Annotated in this window: 20 protein-coding genes and 1 other RNA gene; 7 read left to right on the top strand and 14 right to left on the bottom strand. The window is 45.5% G+C overall.

Annotated features, from left to right (window positions below; genetic code table 11):
* Positions 1-3: 3 nt before the first annotated feature.
* From gcvP to ACN0VI_RS02615, 13 genes are all read right to left on the bottom strand, one after another.
* Positions 4-2889, bottom strand: a complete 2886-nt coding sequence (gene gcvP / locus ACN0VI_RS02675; RefSeq protein WP_417445694.1) for an aminomethyl-transferring glycine dehydrogenase — start codon at positions 2887-2889, stop codon at positions 4-6.
* 246 nt (positions 2890-3135) lie between these two features.
* The gene (gene gcvH / locus ACN0VI_RS02670) at positions 3136-3525 is read right to left on the bottom strand and encodes a glycine cleavage system protein GcvH (RefSeq protein WP_417445693.1); all 390 of its coding nucleotides are present in this window, start codon (positions 3523-3525) and stop codon (positions 3136-3138) included.
* 138 nt (positions 3526-3663) lie between these two features.
* The gene (gene gcvT, locus ACN0VI_RS02665) at positions 3664-4752 is read right to left on the bottom strand and encodes a glycine cleavage system aminomethyltransferase GcvT (RefSeq protein WP_417445692.1); all 1089 of its coding nucleotides are present in this window, start codon (positions 4750-4752) and stop codon (positions 3664-3666) included.
* Positions 4753-4866: 114 nt separating this feature from the next.
* Positions 4867-5328 (bottom strand): arsenic resistance N-acetyltransferase ArsN2, encoded by a 462-nt coding sequence (gene arsN2, locus ACN0VI_RS02660; protein WP_417445691.1) that lies wholly within the window; start codon positions 5326-5328, stop codon positions 4867-4869.
* Positions 5329-5413: 85 nt separating this feature from the next.
* A complete protein-coding gene (locus ACN0VI_RS02655) occupies positions 5414-6985 on the bottom strand; it encodes an ABC transporter permease (protein ID WP_417446561.1) in 1572 nt (523 codons plus the stop codon).
* 95 nt (positions 6986-7080) lie between these two features.
* Positions 7081-8136: a Fe(3+) ABC transporter substrate-binding protein gene (locus tag ACN0VI_RS02650; RefSeq protein WP_417445690.1), complete on the bottom strand. Its 1056-nt coding sequence runs from the start codon at positions 8134-8136 to the stop codon at positions 7081-7083.
* 203 nt (positions 8137-8339) lie between these two features.
* A complete protein-coding gene (locus ACN0VI_RS02645) occupies positions 8340-8654 on the bottom strand; it encodes an antibiotic biosynthesis monooxygenase family protein (RefSeq protein ID WP_417445689.1) in 315 nt (104 codons plus the stop codon).
* Positions 8655-8668: 14 nt separating this feature from the next.
* Positions 8669-9862, bottom strand: coding sequence for a UbiH/UbiF/VisC/COQ6 family ubiquinone biosynthesis hydroxylase (locus ACN0VI_RS02640; RefSeq protein ID WP_417445688.1), 1194 nt, complete (start codon positions 9860-9862; stop codon positions 8669-8671).
* On the bottom strand, positions 9849-10682 hold the full coding sequence (locus ACN0VI_RS02635) for a hypothetical protein (protein WP_417445687.1): 834 nt from the start codon (positions 10680-10682) through the stop codon (positions 9849-9851). The genes ACN0VI_RS02640 and ACN0VI_RS02635 overlap by 14 nt, the downstream gene beginning before the upstream one ends.
* A gap of 52 nt (positions 10683-10734) precedes the next feature.
* On the bottom strand, positions 10735-11718 hold the full coding sequence (locus ACN0VI_RS02630; RefSeq protein WP_417445686.1) for a hypothetical protein: 984 nt from the start codon (positions 11716-11718) through the stop codon (positions 10735-10737).
* A complete protein-coding gene (gene ubiH / locus ACN0VI_RS02625) occupies positions 11708-12946 on the bottom strand; it encodes a 2-octaprenyl-6-methoxyphenyl hydroxylase (RefSeq protein WP_417445685.1) in 1239 nt (412 codons plus the stop codon). The genes ACN0VI_RS02630 and ubiH overlap by 11 nt, the downstream gene beginning before the upstream one ends.
* A gap of 13 nt (positions 12947-12959) precedes the next feature.
* On the bottom strand, positions 12960-14276 hold the full coding sequence (pepP, locus tag ACN0VI_RS02620; protein WP_331891881.1) for a Xaa-Pro aminopeptidase: 1317 nt from the start codon (positions 14274-14276) through the stop codon (positions 12960-12962).
* Positions 14277-14311: 35 nt separating this feature from the next.
* Positions 14312-14863: a UPF0149 family protein gene (locus ACN0VI_RS02615; protein ID WP_331891880.1), complete on the bottom strand. Its 552-nt coding sequence runs from the start codon at positions 14861-14863 to the stop codon at positions 14312-14314.
* A 197-nt stretch (positions 14864-15060) separates the two neighbouring features.
* On the opposite strand from ACN0VI_RS02615, the gene zapB reads away from it, so the two are divergent.
* The 7 genes from zapB to ACN0VI_RS02580 all read left to right on the top strand — a co-directional run bounded on the left by zapB (position 15061) and on the right by ACN0VI_RS02580 (position 18501).
* On the top strand, positions 15061-15258 hold the full coding sequence (zapB, locus tag ACN0VI_RS02610) for a cell division protein ZapB (RefSeq protein WP_331891879.1): 198 nt from the start codon (positions 15061-15063) through the stop codon (positions 15256-15258).
* Positions 15259-15284: 26 nt separating this feature from the next.
* Positions 15285-15611 carry a cell division protein ZapA gene (locus ACN0VI_RS02605; RefSeq protein ID WP_417445684.1) on the top strand — a complete coding sequence of 109 codons (327 nt, stop codon included), beginning with the start codon at positions 15285-15287 and terminating at the stop codon, positions 15609-15611.
* Between the two features lie 156 nt (positions 15612-15767).
* Positions 15768-15947: non-coding RNA, 6S RNA (gene ssrS, locus ACN0VI_RS02600), on the top strand.
* A 12-nt stretch (positions 15948-15959) separates the two neighbouring features.
* The gene (locus ACN0VI_RS02595; protein WP_417445683.1) at positions 15960-16598 is read left to right on the top strand and encodes a 5-formyltetrahydrofolate cyclo-ligase; all 639 of its coding nucleotides are present in this window, start codon (positions 15960-15962) and stop codon (positions 16596-16598) included.
* 63 nt (positions 16599-16661) lie between these two features.
* Positions 16662-17126, top strand: a complete 465-nt coding sequence (locus ACN0VI_RS02590; RefSeq protein ID WP_331891876.1) for an EVE domain-containing protein — start codon at positions 16662-16664, stop codon at positions 17124-17126.
* Between the two features lie 9 nt (positions 17127-17135).
* Entirely contained in the window at positions 17136-17795 is a 660-nt protein-coding gene (gene rpiA / locus ACN0VI_RS02585) for a ribose-5-phosphate isomerase RpiA (protein WP_417445682.1), read from the top strand.
* A gap of 220 nt (positions 17796-18015) precedes the next feature.
* Positions 18016-18501, top strand: coding sequence for a hypothetical protein (locus ACN0VI_RS02580; RefSeq protein WP_417445681.1), 486 nt, complete (start codon positions 18016-18018; stop codon positions 18499-18501).
* 3 nt (positions 18502-18504) lie between these two features.
* Here ACN0VI_RS02580 and prsR read toward each other — a convergent pair whose 3' ends face one another.
* On the bottom strand, positions 18505-19860 hold the full coding sequence (gene prsR, locus ACN0VI_RS02575; protein ID WP_331891873.1) for a PEP-CTERM-box response regulator transcription factor: 1356 nt from the start codon (positions 19858-19860) through the stop codon (positions 18505-18507).
* Positions 19861-19867: the final 7 nt, after the last annotated feature.

Here is a 19867-nt window from a genome sequence, read left to right as displayed (position 1 = left end):
CGATTAGTCTTGTTCCTGATAACTTTCAATGCTTGGGCAGCTACAAATCAGGTTACGGTCACCATAAACATCATCGATGCGATTGACCGTTGGCCAGAACTTCGATTCGATGGTTGATGGTGAAGGATAAACCGCTTCAGTGATTGAGTAAGGCTTATCCCAGTTACGGATATCCGATTGGGTATGCGGTGCATTTTTCAATGGATTGTTTTCCGCTTCCCATTCGCCTGAACGAACTTTCTCAACTTCCTGGCGAATACTGACCATCGCATTAATGAATCTATCCAACTCGTATTTTGATTCACTTTCTGTTGGCTCAATCATGAAGGTACCGGCTACTGGGAAACTCATGGTTGGTGCGTGGAAGCCATAATCCATCAAGCGTTTAGCGAAATCCACTTCACTGATACCAGTTTCGGCTTTAATCTGACGCAAGTCGATGATGCACTCGTGCGCAACCTTGTCGTTACGCCCCATGTATAACACTGTGTAATGCGGAGCCAGTTTGTTTTTCAGGTAGTTAGCATTCAGCAAAGCCACTTCGGTTGATTTACGCAACCCTTCACGACCCAGCATTTTGATATAGGCCCACGAAATCGGCAGAATCATGCCACTACCGTAAGGTGCTGCTGAAACTGCACCATCACGCGCCTCAACGCTATGAACTTTTCGTACAGCATGGCCTGATACGAATGGAGCCAAATGCTTTTTAACACCAATTGGTCCCATGCCAGGGCCACCGCCACCATGTGGAATGGCGAATGTTTTGTGTAGATTCAAGTGTGATACATCAGAACCAATTTCACCCGGCTTCGAAATTCCTACCTGCGCATTCATATTGGCGCCGTCCATATAGACCTGACCGCCGTTATCATGAACGATCTGACAGATGTGCTTAATTTCTTCCTCAAACACACCATGCGTTGACGGATAAGTAACCATCAGTGCCGCCAAGTTATCTTTTAACTCAACCGCTTTGGCTTCCAGATCTTCAACGTCTACGTTACCTTTTTCATCACACTTAACGATAACCACTTTCATGCCGGCCATCTGTGCTGATGCAGGATTGGTGCCGTGTGCTGAACTTGGAATTAGGCAGATATTGCGGTGATCTTCACCAATGCTTTCAAAATATTTTTTAATCGCCAATAAGCCCGCATATTCACCCTGCGCACCTGAGTTGGGTTGCATCGAAACAAAGTCATAACCAGTAATCTCAACCAGGTCAGCTTCCAGCTCTTTGATCATGTCGAGATAACCAACGGTTTGCTCTTCCGGTGCAAACGGATGGATATTGGCAAACTCAGGCCAGGTTACAGGAATCATTTCGCTGGTGGCATTCAATTTCATGGTACAGGAACCCAATGGAATCATGCCGTGCGCCAATGAAAAATCTTTATTTTCCAGACGCTTTAGATAACGCAACATATCCGTTTCAGAATAGAAATCATTAAAGGTAGGGTGCGTTAAGAAATCTGTAGCGCGCTCAAGGTTAGTAGGAATGCTGCTGTTAGATTCTTGATCCAAAGCCAGCACATCGGTTTTATCGCCAGTTAATACTTCAATCAGCTCTTCAATGTCGTTTTGGTTTTTCGCTTCGTCAATTGAGAAGCTGACTTGGTCACCCTTATAACGCAAGTTAATTAAAGCTGCTTTAGCGCGTGCCTGGATCGTATCCACATCTTTCGCTTTAAAAGTAACCGTGTCGAACCAGCTATCGTTAACCAGCTCTAAGCCTGCATTTTGCAACGCTTTCGCTACAATGGTGGCATAGCGGTGAATACGATTAGCAATAGTAGTTAAGCCTTTCTTGCCGTGATACACCGCGTAGAAACCAGCAATATTGGCTAGTAAAACCTGAGCAGTACAAATATTAGAAGTCGCTTTTTCACGGCGAATATGCTGTTCACGAGTTTGCATCGCCATGCGCATGGCCTGGTTGCCACGAGTATCCACTGACACACCAATAATACGACCAGGTAGTGAGCGCTTGAATGCATCACGAGTCGCAAAGAAGGCCGCGTGAGGACCACCGAAGCCCATTGGCACACCAAAACGTTGCGCTGAACCGAAAACTACATCAGCACCCATTTCGCCCGGTGCTTTCAACAACACAAGACTCATAATGTCGGCGCCAACACAGGCAATTGCTTTGTTATCATGCAATGTGCTGATGATTGGCTCTAAGTCCGTTACCTGACCGTTAACATCGGTATATTGCAACAAGGCACCAAACACATCATGGTTAGTTGCTTCGGTCACAGGGCCAACGATCACATCCCAGCCATAATGCTCAGCACGCGTTTGCACTACATCTAATGTCTGTGGAAATACTTTTTCATCCACAAAGAAGCTATTGGATTTTTTGTTTTTTGACGAACGTTTAGCCAAAGCCATAGCTTCGGCGGCAGCCGTTGCTTCGTCCAGCAATGAAGCACTGGCCAATTCCATACCGGTTAAATCCATGGTCATTTGCTGGAAGTTCAAAATCGCTTCCAATCGACCCTGCGCGATCTCAGGTTGATACGGCGTATAAGCGGTATACCAGCCTGGATTTTCCAACACGTTACGCAAAATGACAGTTGGCGTAATGGTGTCGTAATAACCCATACCAATGTAGGATTTGGCGATAACATTTTTGTCGGCTAACGACTTAAGGTATTTCAAAGTCTCTGCTTCAGAGCGCGACTCTTCAACCGCCAGCGGCGCATCAACTTGAATCTTAAGTGGGACAGCCTTTTCCACCAAATCATCCAGCGAACTTAAATTCAGCTCTTGTAACATCTCCTGAATTTCGTCCTCACGAGGGCCTAAGTGACGACGAATAAAGTCATCGGACTGTTGCAGTTGTTGCAAAGGTGCCCCTTTCAAACTCAATGTGTCAGCCATAGCTTTCAAATACCTACTTTGGTTAAACGGCCAAAATCAGCCACTAATTAAAACAGAAAAAGCCCCGATATTGATTCGAGGCCTTAAATCTAACTAATACTACAATGGTCTAAAATTACAATAACTCAATAAGCTGAATTCAAGTTTCTAGCGCAAGGCAAACGTGCTTATTAGGAGGCGTTGTTAACTTCGTTTCGTAAACCAGCCGACAAATAAGTGCGTTTAACAACGCAGCAGGAATTTGAATTAGTCTTCAGCGATTTCGTCAGCGTATTCTTCTGCCGATAGCAAGCTATCCATATCATCCGCGTCGACCAGCTTCATCTTGAACATCCAGCCGTCACCATAAGGATCGCTGTTAATCAGTTCAGGTGAGTCTTCTAACTCTTCATTCACTTCTAGAATAGTGCCCGCTAATGGCGCGTAGATGTCTGAAGCTGCTTTTACAGACTCAACTACTGCGATCTCATCACCTACATCCACTTCGCTGTCGACTTCTGGCGCGTCAACGAATACAACGTCACCCAATAATTCTTGTGCGTGGTCTGTGATACCGACGGTAACTACCCCATCACCTTCGTCACGGATCCACTCATGGCTAGATACATATTTTAGTTCTGCTGGAATCTGGCTCATTTAAACATTCCTCAATGATTAGCCTGCTGTCGGCTTGATGTTAATTGACTATCAATTGTCGCTCAAAAAGTAAGCGTATTGTATATGAAACTTTTCGTCTGCCCAAGCAGAAACCGCTGCCTGGGTCTACGGAATAAACTATATTAGTGACTTGCCCTGACGCACGAAGCTGGGCTTAACCACCTTGGCTGCGAGCTGCTTTTTACGCACCTGAACCAAGACTTGTTCTTCATTCAGATCACGATTAACCCGCGCCATGGCGATACTCTTGCCAGTGGTTGGTGACATGGTGCCTGAGGTGACCACGCCGACAACCTCATCATTCACTACCACTTCCTGGCCTTCACGCATGATGCCTTTATCTTCTAATACCAAACCAATCATTTTGCGTGGTGCGCCTTGTGCTTTTTGCTCAGCTAGAGCTTTACGCCCCACGAAGTCTCGGTCTTCTGGTTCCCAGGCAATGGTCCAGCCCATATTAGCTTCTAATGGCGATACGCTTTCGTCCATATCGTGACCATACAAATTCATACCGGCTTCTAAGCGCAAGGTATCGCGTGCTGCCAGGCCACATGGCTTAACACCCGCTTCAACCAGCTGATTCCAGAATTCGATAGCTTGCGAGTCTGGCACCATAATTTCATAGCCGTCTTCGCCCGTGTAGCCAGTACGCGCCACAAACAGGTCGCCAGCTTGTGCTGCCACAAAAGGCTTTAATTCCGCGACAGCAACCTTTTGCTCATCGCTCATGATACTTTTCGCTTTCTCAACCGCATTCGGACCCTGTACCGCAATCATGGCCACATCAACGCGCTCTTCAATCGCTACGTCAAACTGTTGCGCAACATTTTCCATCCAGGCCAGATCTTTATCACGAGTAGAGGCGTTAACCACCACACGATAGTGGGTATCTGTTAAATAATAAACGATAAGATCGTCGATAACGCCAGCTTCTTCGTTCAACATGCCGCTATAGAGCGCTTTACCTGACACTTTTAGCTTATCAACATCATTGGCTAGCAAGTAACGCAAATAGGCTTTAGCTTCACCACCTGTGACTTCAACCACTGTCATGTGAGAAACATCGAACATGCCTGCGTCCTGACGAACTGCGTGGTGTTCATCGATTTGAGAACCATAATTGAGCGGCATATCCCAACCACCGAAATCCACAATGCGTGCATTGGCGTCGACATGAGCTTGATAGAGAGAGGTTTTGTTGGCCATTAAGGTGTGTCCAGTCGTTCATTTAATGGCCAGCGATTATACAGGGGAAAAAGGTTTAAAAGAACCCTGCCACACTAGAATTATAGGCTGACATAACCTTTGATTATGGCTAATTTATGAATTGATAGAGTTTGCTAATTGTTTGCGCATAAAGCTTGCTGAGGCAGGGCAGATCCCGGCGAACTGTTTTGACTGAGCAATCGATTCTGGAGCGCTAGTTCGATCCGCCAGCTCATAGCCCATTCGGCCAAAAAAGTCAGCTGCCGTGGTGGTCAACAGGAACAATTCTTTAAGGCCCATGATTTGGGCCGCTTCTTCAGCATGTTTCAACAGCAGAACACCCAGGCCATTGCCACGCTCGCTTTCAGCAATGGCTAATGAGCGCAATAAACCACTATTGCCGTGCAGCTCAATCCCTACCACACCAACAATCTGCTCATTCTGTTCTAAGGTGAACAATTGAACATGATTTTGATAATCTACATCTTGCAAATCTTCAGTGGGTAATTGGCTTGCTTGAAGCAATGCTTCCACAGAAAGATTGTAGGCCACGGGGCCAGCAGATAGTTTATACATAGATGGGGATACTCAATAAAACTAAACAAAGATATTTTACTTCTGCTGATTTTTTTTAGATATCAATTTCAAAAAAAATCTGCGTTTAAACTTCACTTTTTCGAATCAAGTAAATCACTGGAAGAATTCCGACAGCCACCAACAATACAGCAGGTAGCGCAGCCACTTCCCACTCGCCTTCTGAAGTTAATTCATAAATGCGCACCGCTAAAGTGTCCCAGCCAAAGGGACGCAACATCAAGGTAGCCGGCAACTCTTTCATGACTTCCACAAATATCAGCAACAAGGCGGTAAACACGCCGGGGCGTAACAGCGGAATATAAACGCGCCAGAATCGTTCTTTCTGATTTGCACCAAGACTGGCTGCCGCTTCAACTACGCTGGGCTTAATTTGTGACATGGAGCTGGCCACAGGGCCGTAGCCGATACGCAAGAAACGTATGATATAAGCTAGAATCAATGCAAACAGACCGCTGGCCAACCACTGCCCCTTAACCCCAAAAAGACTCGCAATGCCGCCATCAATCCAGTTCAGAGCCATCATGATACCCACTGCCAACACAGTACCCGGCAGCGCATAACCCAACTGCGAGAACTCGATAGCCAAGTTTCGGCCAGTGGATTCCTTGTTACGCTTAGCCCACACCATAATGGCTGCCACCATTAAAGTGATCAAAGCGGCGACGATTGCCAGAATCATAGTATGGCTCAACAACACCAGGGTTCCATCGGTGTGTCGTTCATAGGTTTTAATTGCCCACACCAATAACTGAATAACAGGCAATACAAAGCCTAATGCAAAAACGCCCCAAGCGAATATCTGCACCAGAACACCCCACAAGCCGGTCAGCGGTTGGCGATATTCTTTCAGCGCAATACCGGTCTGTTCATAACGACTTTGGCCGCGCCCCCATTTTTCCACCAACACCGACAAAGCAACAAACAATAGCAAGATACAGGCCAGTTGTGCCGCTGTGCTGGCACTGAAAAAACCATACCAGGACTTATAAATAGCCGTAGTGAAGGTATCAAAATTGAAAATCGCTACTGCACCAAAATCGGCCAGAGTTTCCATCAGGACCAAACCTAACCCGGCAATCCAGGCTGGTCGTGTCAGTGGAATCACCAGTCTCCAAAAGGCTTTGGCACGACTGTAACCCAAGGTTCTGGCACTTTCATAGCTGGTGCGGCCCTTGCGCTGCAAAGCGCTGCGCATCAGCAAATACACATACGGATAAAGTGACAAGGTGAAAATTAAGGCTACCCCAAACACATTACGTGTATCCGGCAGCCAGGCAATACCAAGCCCGACGGACTCCAGCGCATACTGCAAAGGCCCCTCGTAATCGGTAAAACCAAGCAGGGTAAAGGCCAGAATATAAGGAGGGATCGCCAGCGGCAGCATCAATCCCCATTGCAAAATTGAGCGCCCCGGAAATTCATGCATCACAATCAGCCAGGCCAGCGATACGCCAATCAGAAAACTACCGGTGCCCACTAACAACACTAGCCAGAAGGTATTGCTTAACAGTTGCGGAATCTGTGTATTCCACAGGTGTTGCCACAGCTCCGGCTCAAGATCGAACCATGAAAACAGCAGTGGCAATAATGGCAATAAACAAATCAACAGAATAGCCCATAGCAAAAAGCCATCCACTTTCTTCAAAACGCCAAAACGCCAGCCTTTGGAGCTGGCGTTCTGAGAGTGCTGTTGATCAGTATTATCAGTCAATATGTTTAACTTTTATTGATTTATCGATAGCCTGCTCGATCCATCAACTTTACAGCGGCAGGCTGTAATTCACCGGCTTTGGATAAGTTGGTGCGGTCCGCTTTAAACTCACCCCAGGCGGCAACTTCTTCAGTTGGCTCAACATTCTGATTGGCCGGATATTCCATATTCAAACCAGCAAACATCTGTTGTGCTTGTTCGCTAGCCAACCACTCAATCAATTTTAACGCATTTTGTTTGTTATCAGAATGCTTTGTGATTCCAGCACCCGAAACATTCACATGCACGCCATAACCTTGTTCCGATTGATCAGGCCAGAATAAAGCCAAAGGCAAGTCTGGGGTTTCTTTCTGCAAGCGACCAAAGTAGTAAGTATTTACTATGCCCACATCACAAACACCTGCGGTAATCGCATTCATGACTTTAGTGTCATTAGAGAAAGGATCAGTGGCTAAATTAGCAACCCAGCTTTCAACGATTTGCTGTGTCTTTTCTTCACCATAACGGGCGATCATCATAGCGACTAATGACTGGTTATAAACTTTTTTCGAAGTACGCAAACACAAACGTCCATTCCACTGCTCATCACCCAAGGCCTCATAAGTGCTCAAGTCTTCGGGGTTAACTCGCTCAGTGCTATAAACCATGGTACGCGCTCGTACGGTCAAACCGTACCAGTGATTGTCTGGATCTTGCAGACTATCTGGAATAACGGCTTCTAATGCTTGTGATTCGATAGGCTGTAATACACCTTCTTCGGTTGCCAACCACAAGTTACCCGCATCCACAGTCATAAACACATCCGCTGGTGTGCGCTCACCTTCAGCCTTTAAGCGGCTAATCAAGGCAGCTTCACTGTCGGTAATGTAATTGATTTCAATGCCGGTTTCGGCTGTGAATTGCTCAAAGAAAGGCTTAACCAGGTGCTCCTTGCGCGAGGTGTACACCACAATTTCTTTTTTATCCTGAGATTGAGAGTCAGCTTTAGATTCATTTGATTGTGCAGACTCATCCGAACAAGCGCTTAATACCAATAATGCAGTTGCCGACAAGCCAGTAAGCCATGTTTTCATCATAGTCATAACACCAATTAGAGAATTCGTGAGAAGTTCGCAAATGATAATTATTATCATTAAGTATTGCAATAGGGGAAGCGTATTATTTCAGGTTTATAGGGGTAAGGGATGATGTGGATCAAGAGTTCCCCCTTACATTCTCCTCTTCTCACCAAACTTTAATTTTATTATCGCTCTTTTCTTTGTCCCCAAGGCATTCCTTGTCAGTCACTCTCCAAAGAAACTGTTGATTGGGATTTATAAGAACGCTTAACTTCTGATATTTCTACTGAGTAGGATTCGTACCAGCGCTGTTTGCCGAGTTGTTGTGCTTTGATGTGTTCGGGATGTTGTTTCCAAGCTTTAATATGTTTTTCTGAAGGCCAGTAGGATAGTGCAATTTCCAGGTCACCTTCGGTGACGGCATTAAATTCCATGCAGCCGAATTCATTTATCGCCAGTTCACGCATCCGTTGTGCGGTTTGTGAGTACTCATCATCGAACTGACGAACTTTTGCTTTAAATATCACGACGAACATTAACTGATGTCCTTTTATAATCCCATAGCCTGTTTGATGAGCTGTTGTTTTAGTAATGGATGCTGATTGGTTAGCGCCAGTCCATAGCTCCGACTCATTTGTACTAAAGGCATTTGCTGCTCAAACAATAATTTAAAACCTTGCATGGCTTTTTGCATCATGAAGATTTCGCCTTTACGAGCTCGCTCGTAGGGACGCAGGTTTCTTTTCAGGCCTATGTCCTGTTGCTTGCCATTACTCCTTTCAATTACCTGCGCCAGTTCTTCCACATCACTAAAACCCAAATTAACGCCTTGGCCTGCCAAAGGATGTATGGTGTGAGCTGCATCGCCGATCAATGCGATTCGATCTTTGACCAAGCACTCAGCTGTGCGCTCGATTAAAGGGAAAGCCACTCGCTGGCTGGTTTCCAGACACTCCCCAAGTGTGCTTTCAAACGTCTGCTCCAGCCGTTGCAAAAACTCTTTACCCTTTAAAGCCATCAATTGATCGGCATAATCGCCTTTGACTGACCAAACGATGGAGCAGTGATGTTCATCGGTTAATGGTAAGAAGGCTAAGGGGCCATTATGGTCAAAGCGTTGCCATGCCGTATCTTGATGAGACTTTGCTGTTTTAATGGTAGCTACTATGGCTTTATGGCCATAAGGCTTTTGCTGAATATCAATGTTGCTGTTTTTTCTTAACCAGGACATGGCGCCATCAGCAGCAACCAGTAATTTTGCGTAAATACTTTTACCGTCTGCAAGCTCAATAATCGCCTGCTCAGATTGGTAGGTCACCCTGGTACATTTTTGTGGTGATAGAAAATCAATACTTCGATAAGGTTTTATGGCTTGAAACAGACTTCGACGCAGCACACGGTTTTCGATGATGTATCCTAAGTTTGGCTCAGCTAACAACTTGGCATCAAACTCAATCTTGCCACGACTGGCTTCGCCATCCCACACATACATTCTTCGATAGGCTGTTTTTTCATCCTGCTCGATATGGCTCCATGCACCAACCCCATCGAGTAACTGCTGGCTGGCTCTGGTGATGGCGCTGACTCGCAAATCATATTCTGTCTTATCCCAGCTCATCTGCACCGGTTTTGGATCGATGATGGCGATCTTCAGTCTCGTTTGCGCCAAACGGGCAGCCAGAGCTAAACCCACCATGCCACCACCGACAATGATCAGATCATAATCTGGATTATTGCTTTGCATAATGACTCTCATTAATGCAGCCGTTAATAACCTGCTCTTCCAATTTGTTTTTCTCCAAAATGCGCCACAACTCCGGCATCTTTTGCTCAACATCAACGGTTAAAGTTTCTTTGTATGGCTTACGATTCTTGCGTGTTACCTTAAGTTTCTGTCGAATGTCTTGAGCAGCATTTTCGATCATGGCATCAGTAATATCATTGCGCTGATAGCCTGGCTTTAAAGTCTCTGCAAATCTCTTGGCAAAAATATCATCAACATCCTTACTGATCTCAATCCAGCCCAACAACATAAGTCTCAACTCCCGCTGTCGGTCTGATTGCGCGCTCTGATTTTTCGCCATTTCCTTGGCTAGCTTTGCCCCATAAGAACTGATCATGCAGCTGGTCATGGCACTGAAGCCATCTACCACAGCCATGTAACAAAAAGGTTCCGCACTGTTTAGGTTTCCAGAACTAAAGTAATAGTAGCGCTGCGCAAGTTCTAAATTGGCAGCTTTATCACCATCCTGCGCCAAGCGCATTAAAGTTTCGGTAGAGTACTTGTCATAATCAGTTTTTTCATAAAACTGGGATTTTTTTACTGGATAACCTTTTCCTGCTTTCCATTGATAGCGCTCATAATCAAAGGTTTCTGAAACCCATTGGTCATGATACAAGGACCAGTCATCATAACGATCAACTTCATTGCACAACTCAGCGGTAACCTGTGCATTATTTTCTTCATCAGGTTGAACATGTTTTGCGCAAGCAGAAACGCACACGGTACAAAGTATCAGTCCGCTTAATATCCTCCCAAAATTTTGTTTGCTGCATTTATTCATACTGATTCTTTCGCTATAGAGCGCTTGGCGTTATTCAACAAACTGTGGCCGTTCATAGTAAACTGCTCTCAAAACATTGCTCAATATCGCCGTCATTAACACCATTGTTCACTGCATAGACAATAATATCCGGAGCCTGTGTTTCTGCAAATGGCCCCAAGCCCAAGTTGGCTCTTTTCCTGACTAAGTCTTGATAAAGCTGCTCGGTTCTGCGCTCAACCTCTTCATCTGTAATTTCAACACCTTCTATTTCTGACACTGAACTCTCAAACATGATTTCGCCCAGTGGATCATTTCTTAATTCATACATTGCCTTCCAGGCTTGCGACTCAACTTGCAACTCCTTAATTCGTTCCAAGTCTGGCTCTTCCTGATTTTCATGATGGGTGAGCAAGTTACTCAAGTACGTAATGACACAACCGTGCATCGCTGAATATCCATCAACTATCGCTCGCTCACAATAAGGCTGCGCTTGTTCTAGTGACGCTTCATCACCTTGCAGGAACAAACGATAGGCCATTTTAACATTAGCAATAGTGTCGCCCGCATCAGCCATTTGTTGCAAATCTTCAGTCTCGTAATAGTCGTAATCTGAAGTTTTCTTAATCTCCATTCGATTACCGTTGTATTCCATTTCAAAATAGCCATGCTTATCACCCCAGCCTCGGACTTCATCGAGTAATTTTTGCGAGGTGTAGCCGGTTGAACTCTTCTGCCAGTCGTCATAGGTTTCTACTAAGTCACACAGCTCTAGATCGGCAGGCTCATCTTCTTGCGTGTTAACTTCTGATTCAACTTGCTCAGTATCATTCTTTGGGGTAACACTCTTTGCAAGAAGATCACTTTGCTTTTGAACAACCTCATTGTTCATTTTCTGCGTATCATCAACTTTCGGTTCCACTACATCAGTAACAAGCTGATGACTGTTGCCTTCATCCTTTTGCTTTTCGTCATTAGCGCTTAAACTTTTCCAGGCAATTGCAGCCAGAAACACCACCAACACAAACATCAATAGGATAATGATTTTATTCTTCATGACTCGCCATTTGACTGTTGTTAAACCCAAACCCCATGGCCTGACTGGCAAATACACCCTTAGCCACCGGCGCTACATCCATCGCTTTTAGTAACAAGTTTCTAGAAATTGACAAGGGCAACCAGGGATTACTGAACAAGCGAGCCAGGGATTCAGTCACCCATAAGGTCTGCTCCCGATCTACCTGTCGCTTTTCCTGATATTGTCTTAACACCTGATAGGCACCCAGTTGCTGCGCCAAAGATTGATCACTGTCTTCAACAACCTCTTTTACGGATGCCAATATCTCGGTTAATTCTGCTACATCACGCAGGCCCAGATTAAAACCTTGCCCAGCGATGGGATGCAAAGACTGAGCTGCGTTACCTATTAAAACGCAGCGACCGCGAAAAAGGGTTTCAGCTTTCAGTTGAATCAGTGGAAAAGATTTTCTAGAGCCCACTTTAGTAATCTTGCCAAGGCGGGCACCGAAAGCCTCTTCTAATTGTTTAGCAAACTCAGTTTCATCCAGTTCTACTAACGACTGAGCTTCTTTGGTCGGTTTCGACCAAACTAATGCCATTCTGTTTTTGGTCAAGGGTAGCAAGGCCAATGGACCGTCTTGAGTAAATCGCTCATAAGCACAATTTTGATGGGGGAGTTGCGTTGTCAGATTACAAACAACCGCGGACTTGCGGAAATCATTTATTTGCGCATCAATGTGTAACTGTTGACGTAATTGCGAACGGGCGCCATCGGCAAGTACCACCAAGCCTGCTTTAACTTCTTCCGTACCATCACTCAATTCAATGCGCAGGGTAGCTTCATCTGCCGACTGCTGAATATCCACAACTTTAGCTGGCGCCTGATAATCAATGAGTGACTGCTTGCTTATAGCCTGATTGAGCGCCTGACCCAGCTGCCAGTTCTCGATCACCGCACCTAAGGCTTGTACGCCACACTCTTCCCCATCGATTCGTGCAAAACCGCAATGCCCTTGGTCGGATACATGAATCTTCTTGATTGGTGCCGCTACCGAGTAGAGGTCTTTTTCCAGTCCCAGCTTCTTTAAAATATTCAGCGATGCCGCTGATAGCGCTACCGTTCGATCATCGAAGCCCGGTTGTGCGTTTGATTCTGGTGCGAAAGCTTCAAATACGGCATTTTCGATGCCGATATTAGCCAGCGCCAAAGCCAAGCTTGCTCCAGCCATACCACCGCCAATAATCACCACCGGATACGTTTTCACAAATCTTGATTTCCTATTGTCTGGCTTGCGCCATTAATGCTTCAATCTCGTCACGTGCTTTCGGCACATCTTTCGATAGAACATCATAGCCATTACGAGTAACCACCACATCGTCTTCGATACGAATACCAATACCGCGCCACTTTTTTGCCGCCTTGGTATTATCTTTTCCAATATATATCGCTGGTTCAACGGTCAAAACCATGCCCTGCTCTAGCACTCGTGGTTGCCCATGCACCTGATAATCACCCACATCATGCACATCGAGACCAATCCAATGACCCGTCTTATGCATAAAGAATTCACGGTGGGCATCGCGTTTAATTAAATCTTTGACATTGCCTTTCAATATTTTCAGCTCAACCAATCCTTTGGTAATCACTTCCACTGCTTTGTCATGGATTTGCGCCCAGTGATTACCTGGCTTGATCATCTCAATCGCCGCTAACTGCGCTTCCAGCACAAGATCGTACAGCTGAGCCTGCTCCTTAGAGTATCGCCCATTAATTGGAATGGTACGTGTAATATCGGCTGCATAATGTTCAAACTCACAACCTGCATCCACCAGCAATAAATCTCCATCGTTGAGTACATCGCTGTTTTCCACATAGTGCAAAATATTAGCGTTATCGCCACCCGCAACAATCGAAGGATAGGCTGCATAGCGACAGCCGCCTTGCACATAGTGATAGTGCAAAACCGCTTCCATCTGCATTTCTGTCTTGTCTGGCTCGCAGGCCTTCATCAGCTCGCAATGTGCTTTGGCCGCTGTTTTCGCCGCATGACGTAGACGCTGTATTTCTGCCGCTGATTTTATCAAGCGCATATCGTGCAGATGATGGCGTAAATCTACCAGCTCACCCGGCGGTTCAGAGCCGCGAACCGATTGTGATTGCAGCTGACTGCGCCAGTCCATAATATCCTGGTCAAACTCAGGATGGGCGCCGAAGCCAAAGTAAATCCGTTCCTTGCCTTCCATCAAACCAGGCAGAATGTCATCAATATCAGATATGGGGAAAGCGTCATCTGCACCAAGTTGCTCAATAACTCCTTCCTGCCCCAATCGCTTGCCATGCCAGATTTCCTGGGTCACGTCTTTTTCCCGATTAAACAGAATAAACTCTCCGTGCTTGCGTCCCGGAATCAGCACCGCCACCGCTTCCGGCTCATTGAAGCCAGTCAGATACCAGAAATCATTATCCTGACGAAAAGGATAATGCACATCATGGCTGCGCACTTTTTCGGTCGCGGAGGGCAAGATAGCAATAGAGTTAGGGCCCATCCATTGCATCAGTTTTTTACGTCGTGCGGCAAAGTTGATTGCTTGCATCAAGAATCCTGTCTGTTCAAATTAATCTGGAAAGGCTAGTGGATGTTTTTATTTTGTGGCGCCATCGGAACAGCCTTATTTGACTGAAAAATAATCTGTGCTGACATTTTCACATGCTCAGAGATGGTCACAAAGGCCGACTCCAACTCTTCAGAGCTTTCATCTTCAATGGAAAAATCAATCTTGGCGATTTCACTCATATCGCGTAGCGCTTCTTGAGCGGCATCATCCAACTCTTTTTCCTGTTTGATTAAGCCGTAACCAGTCAAATAACCCTGACACCACTCACCTAGAGCCTGCGCCCGGAGGTCAATCGGACTGTCATCGTCGGGAATTAACAATTCGATAGAGAAGGATTCAGGCTGATAATCTTTCTGGGTGAAAGCTATAATTTGCTCAAGCTCATCTTCAGCCTGTTGACCCAGCGCTTCTCCATTGGCCAAAAAATCACTCATTTGCTGTGGCCAGCGGCCAGCTTCAGGCACAAAACCATGACCGACCAAGCCATGCAACATGCCGGCTAATTCGGCACCGGACAAATCTGGTAAGAAATTCCGGCAAAACTCATTAATTTGTAAATAATTCATTAAGTTAAACGCTTTTCATCTTGTAAAGTCGGTTGCAGCCCCATAGTTTAACCCGCTATACACTTAAAACCCAACACTCTGGCCGTGCATTTATTGAGTAAAAAGGTGCAAGCGGCATCACAAGTAGAGCTGATTAAACATTGACCAAAAAGCAGCTAAACTTTATAGTATGCTTTAACAAAATCGGGTAACTCACTATGACACAAGGTCAATTAGAGAAACTAGAAGATAAGATCAACGCCTTGTTAGCGCGCTTCGACAAGATCAATCTTGAGAATAATCAGTTACGACAACAGATCAACGAGTTGCGTAATGAGCGTGATCGTCTGCACAGCAAAAATGAAACTGCACGTAAGCAGATTGATATTATGATCTCTCGACTGAAGTCGATGTAGATCGCATTTAAGGTTTTTATAACAATATGGCAAAACCAAAAGCTACACCGATAAACATTACAATCTTGGGGAAAGAATTCCAGGTCGCCAGTCCTGAAAGCGAGCACCAGAAGCTTTTGCAGGCTGCTAGCTTTTTAGATAAGCGGATGAAAGAAATTCGCGAAGCTGGAAAGGTGCTCGGCCTTGATCGGATTGCTGTGATGGCGGCTTTGAACTTAAGCTATGAATTAATCAATACGCCTACACTCGATAGCGATGAAGCGCAAGATATCGAGCAAAGGCTCAGCCACATGAGTCAAAAAATTGATCAGGCTCTAAAACATAGTGAGCAAATCGAACTCACCGATTCTTAATAAAGCACCACAATTATTTTTTTATCGAGCAGGAAAGCAATCTCGCTTTTAACTTTTTTGTTAAAAGTATCTGACAGTTAGCGTTTTTTTCGCCGACTGACACTCGGAAGGATCCAGCATAACTTGAAACAGACCGCATGCGGTGTGTTACAATGGCTCCTCCTGGGCTGTTCGTCAGTAGCGACCGTCCTCGAGCCGATAATACTTTACTTGGGACTCCTCAATGGAAGTGTTGCGCAAGTCCGCTTCGACCGGAAAGCCTGATCTTCTACATGGACTCCCCCCTGAACCTCTGGGTTCATGGGCTATTACCTACAACGGCAGTCCGGGGTTTTAATTTTAGACGCAATGAATGAAGCAGTTGCTCAAAAACATTATCTAAGAACCAGAATTAAGCATGAACGCTTAACGCTGACGAAGCCCTTTATGGAGCGTGCCGCACTAGCCCTTCTTGGCCATGCCTCCGAAGCCAGATTGATCGAAGACCACCACTCCATCGCCTTTTATCTGCCAACTCGCGGTGAAATCAGCTGTTTACCCATGATTGAGTACGCACTCAAACTTGGCAAAAAGTGTTATGTGCCGAAGATCTATCCCAACAAGAAACGCGGTATGTGGTTTCTGCCCTATACTGGCAAAGAGTCCGTCAAAGAGGGTGCTTTTGGTATTCTGGAACCGACAGCCGCCATCAGCAAAGCTGTTCGTCCCAGTGAACTGGATATTATCTTTCTTCCGCTGGTCGCGTTTGATCTAAAAGGTAACAGACTAGGCATGGGCGGTGGCTATTACGATACCGTGCTCGCCAATATACCCAAGCACGAACAACCCAAGCTCATCGGCCTCGCTTACAACCTGCAACAAGTACGCGACATCCCCCAGGAAAAATGGGATATCCAGATGGACGCCGTGATCACCCCCAGCAACTATCGCCTGTTCGAGCGTAAGCCCAATCCAGTCCCACAACCACCGCTCAAAACTCAGCCTTAACTAACAATTTTACAGCCCATGCTTTATACTTTGCGCTTTAGTCATCAACAAACCTAGAGCACTATGAACTATTGGTTAATGAAGTCTGAGCCGGATGTTTTCGGTATTGAACACCTCAAAGCCTTACCTAAAAAAACTGACCACTGGGATGGCGTCCGTAATTATCAAGCACGCAACATGATGCGTGACGAGATGAAAAAAGGCGATAAAGTCTTCTTCTATCATTCTAACTGCAAGCCACCTGCCATTGTCGGCATTATGGAAGTGGTTAAAGAGGGTTATCCAGACCATACCGCTTTCGATCCTGACCAAAAATACTACGACCCAAAAAGTAATCCTGACAACCCACGCTGGTATATGGTCGATGTTAAACATGTGCGTGATTTGAAGCGAGAAATTCCATTAGACGAACTTAAGCAGTACACTGAACTAGCAGACATGAAATTGGTGCAAAAAGGCAACCGCCTTTCAATCATGCCGGTCACCAAAGAAGAATGGGACTTTATCTTAAGCATCGAAAAGCAATAGGAGAAAATTATGACACAGGACGAATTAAAGAAATTAGTCGGCGAAGCCGCTCTTGAGTATGTCGTTGAAGATTCGATTGTTGGTGTGGGCACTGGCTCTACCGTCAACTACTTCATTGATGCACTTGCCACCATAAAGCACAAAATCAAAGGTGCTGTGTCCAGCTCCGAAGCATCCACCGAACGCTTAAAGAAGCACGGTATTGAAGTTTATGAACTCAACGAAGTGGGCAAACTTCCGGTATACGTTGATGGCGCAGACGAATCCAACCACCTATTGGAACTCATTAAAGGCGGTGGTGGTGCTCTCACTCGTGAAAAAATTATCGCAGCAGCTGCCGATCAGTTTATCTGCATTGCCGATGAATCCAAGCTGGTACGTCGGCTCGGCGAATTCCCGTTACCGATTGAAGTCATCCCAATGGCGCGCAGCTATGTGGCACGCCAAATCGTTAAACTGGGCGGCGATCCGGTTTACCGTACAGGCTTTGTCACTGACAACGGTAACGTTATTCTTGATGTCCATGGCTTGATTATCAACGAGCCCATCAAGCTTGAGCGCATCCTGAATAATATCGTTGGTGTTGTGACCAATGGATTGTTTGCGGAACGTGCTGCAGATGTGTTGTTGCTTGGTAAAGAAGGTAAGCTTGAAACGATAACTCGTTAGAGTTCCTTTGTATCAGGGAGCGAAAGTTCCCTGATTTATATTTTTATTATCACGAGCATATACCTTCAACTAGATTCTTACCTCTTCAAGTTTCAAGCCTTAAAATATATACCTCTACGATGCTTGGCAGAAATTATACATTAACTTTGAATAAACTCTCAGAACCTTAGGGCTAATATGGGTAAGATTGCTTTCCTTACGAAACAGCCTTTTATGCTTAATGTACGACGATATTCAGAATCCTCCTCAGCAACTGCCACAGTCTAAATTTAAGCCTTGGTTCTGGCTCTTATTACTCCCGATATACCTGTTAGGCTGCCTTTGGGCACTTAAAGGTTCTGTTTCGGGTTGGCGAGACCTACTGGCTCTCACCAACCTGCCCATTTTTTCGCTCATGGTAGTGATGTTTGCTATAACAACATTGTTGTGGACTTGCTATAAGTTGGTTAAAGGGTTTAACAAGCTAACGGAATGTTCGCGTTATGAGGTTTATTTGGCTGAAGTATTCGAAAATAGAGACCGACAGAGACCTGCTCAGAACGCAATGCGTCTAGATTATTTGAGAAAACTGCGCAAAAGAAATAGCGAAGTACGCGTTAAGACAGAAATTCGCCAAAGACAGTTATTAGCTTTGGCGATTTTTGGACTACTTATCTTATTAATTGGGACTATTGGACAGCTAACCAGCCAATTTTTGCTCCCATAATCCTCAACTACTAATACTGTACTTATCCATCAAACTGTAGAGGGTCGGCCTGGTAAGCCCTAACAGTTTTGCTGCCTGTGAGATATTACCATCAGATAGCACGATTGCTCGTTGAATGGCGCGGGTTTCCGCGGCTTCACGCACCTGACGTAAATTCAGCGGCATTTCGCGCAATTGGGCTTCGTCAATCTGCAAGTCTTTCGCCGTAATCTGATTACTGTCAGACATCACCACCGCACTTTTAATTTTATTCTCAAGTTCGCGAACATTGCCTGGCCAACCGTAAGCCTCCATCGCCTGCACTGCATCTTTGCCAAAACCACGAATATTGCGTGAGTACTGACGATTAAACTTTTCCAATAACGATCGGGCAATTAGTACCACATCACCATTTCGTTTCGCCAAAGCTGGGATATTTAGCACAACTTCGCTGAGTCTATAAAAAAGATCCTCACGGAATTTGCCTTCACTAACCAAGTCTTCAAGCGATTGATGGGTTGCAGCAACAATTCGGACATCAACTGGAATTGATTCACGACCACCAACACGTTCGACCACTCGTTCTTGCAAAAAACGTAATAGTTTTGCCTGCAGGGCCATTGGCATATCACCAATTTCATCGAGGAACAACGTTCCGCCATTAGCATATTCAATCTTGCCGATGGTGGTTTTATTGGCACCAGTAAATGCGCCCGCCTCATAACCAAATAATTCGCTTTCCAACAAATTATCAGGAATGGCTGCGCAATTTATGGCAACCATATTTTTACTACGGCGTGGACTGATATCGTGTACTGCTCTAGCTAGCAACTCTTTACCAGTGCCGCTGTCTCCGAGCAATAAAACGCTCACATCGGTTGGCGCAACCTTTTCAATTTTTTGGCAAACTGCCATCATTTCCGGGCTGGTCGCAATAATGCCGTGGAAGCTTTCTTTTTGCTGTTGAAAGTGGCGACGGTTTTCATCTTCTAACTTTGCCAGTTCAAAGGCGCGTTTAATAATTAGAGTTAACTCTTCAGGCTGAATCGGCTTTTGGTAATAGTCATAAGCGCCGGCATTGACTGCCTGCATGGCAATCTCACGCTGATCGTTGCCGGTTACCACAATCACCTTACTGGTTGGTGACAATGACAGGATTTCTTCCAGCAGCTCAAGGCCGACAGTGGCATTCGCGGGATCTGGCGGTAATCCTAAATCAAGAGTAATGACCTGAGGTTGGTAGCGCCTGAGCTCAACCAAAGCACTATCGCGGTCTTCTGCAAGAATTACGTTATACTGATCGAATGACCATTTGAGCTGTTTTTGCAGCCCTTTGTCATCCTCAATAATTAATAAGTCGGGTTTGTTTGATTGTGCCATCCTGTCC

The organism is Kangiella sp. (assembly GCF_048265365.1).
In the GTDB taxonomy this organism is placed as follows: Bacteria; Pseudomonadota; Gammaproteobacteria; order Enterobacterales; family Kangiellaceae; genus Kangiella.
This window is presented reverse-complemented; position numbering and strand designations above follow the sequence as displayed.

Bases quoted from the DNA above. Each gene is read 5' to 3' on its own strand.
- gcvP (WP_417445694.1), bottom strand. From the start codon at position 2,889: ATGGCTGACACATTGAGTTTGAAAGGGGCACCTTTGCAACAACTGCAA.
- gcvH (WP_417445693.1), bottom strand. From the start codon at position 3,525: ATGAGCCAGATTCCAGCAGAACTAAAATATGTATCTAGCCATGAGTGG.
- gcvT (WP_417445692.1), bottom strand. From the start codon at position 4,752: ATGGCCAACAAAACCTCTCTCTATCAAGCTCATGTCGACGCCAATGCA.
- arsN2 (WP_417445691.1), bottom strand. From the start codon at position 5,328: ATGTATAAACTATCTGCTGGCCCCGTGGCCTACAATCTTTCTGTGGAA.
- ACN0VI_RS02650 (WP_417445690.1), bottom strand. From the start codon at position 8,136: ATGATGAAAACATGGCTTACTGGCTTGTCGGCAACTGCATTATTGGTA.
- ACN0VI_RS02645 (WP_417445689.1), bottom strand. From the start codon at position 8,654: ATGTTCGTCGTGATATTTAAAGCAAAAGTTCGTCAGTTCGATGATGAG.
- ACN0VI_RS02640 (WP_417445688.1), bottom strand. From the start codon at position 9,862: ATGCAAAGCAATAATCCAGATTATGATCTGATCATTGTCGGTGGTGGC.
- ACN0VI_RS02635 (WP_417445687.1), bottom strand. From the start codon at position 10,682: ATGAATAAATGCAGCAAACAAAATTTTGGGAGGATATTAAGCGGACTG.
- ACN0VI_RS02630 (WP_417445686.1), bottom strand. From the start codon at position 11,718: ATGAAGAATAAAATCATTATCCTATTGATGTTTGTGTTGGTGGTGTTT.
- pepP (WP_331891881.1), bottom strand. From the start codon at position 14,276: ATGCAAGCAATCAACTTTGCCGCACGACGTAAAAAACTGATGCAATGG.
- ACN0VI_RS02615 (WP_331891880.1), bottom strand. From the start codon at position 14,863: ATGAATTATTTACAAATTAATGAGTTTTGCCGGAATTTCTTACCAGAT.
- zapB (WP_331891879.1), top strand. From the start codon at position 15,061: ATGACACAAGGTCAATTAGAGAAACTAGAAGATAAGATCAACGCCTTG.
- ACN0VI_RS02605 (WP_417445684.1), top strand. From the start codon at position 15,285: ATGGCAAAACCAAAAGCTACACCGATAAACATTACAATCTTGGGGAAA.
- ACN0VI_RS02595 (WP_417445683.1), top strand. From the start codon at position 15,960: ATGAATGAAGCAGTTGCTCAAAAACATTATCTAAGAACCAGAATTAAG.
- ACN0VI_RS02590 (WP_331891876.1), top strand. From the start codon at position 16,662: ATGAACTATTGGTTAATGAAGTCTGAGCCGGATGTTTTCGGTATTGAA.
- rpiA (WP_417445682.1), top strand. From the start codon at position 17,136: ATGACACAGGACGAATTAAAGAAATTAGTCGGCGAAGCCGCTCTTGAG.
- ACN0VI_RS02580 (WP_417445681.1), top strand. From the start codon at position 18,016: ATGTACGACGATATTCAGAATCCTCCTCAGCAACTGCCACAGTCTAAA.
- prsR (WP_331891873.1), bottom strand. From the start codon at position 19,860: ATGGCACAATCAAACAAACCCGACTTATTAATTATTGAGGATGACAAA.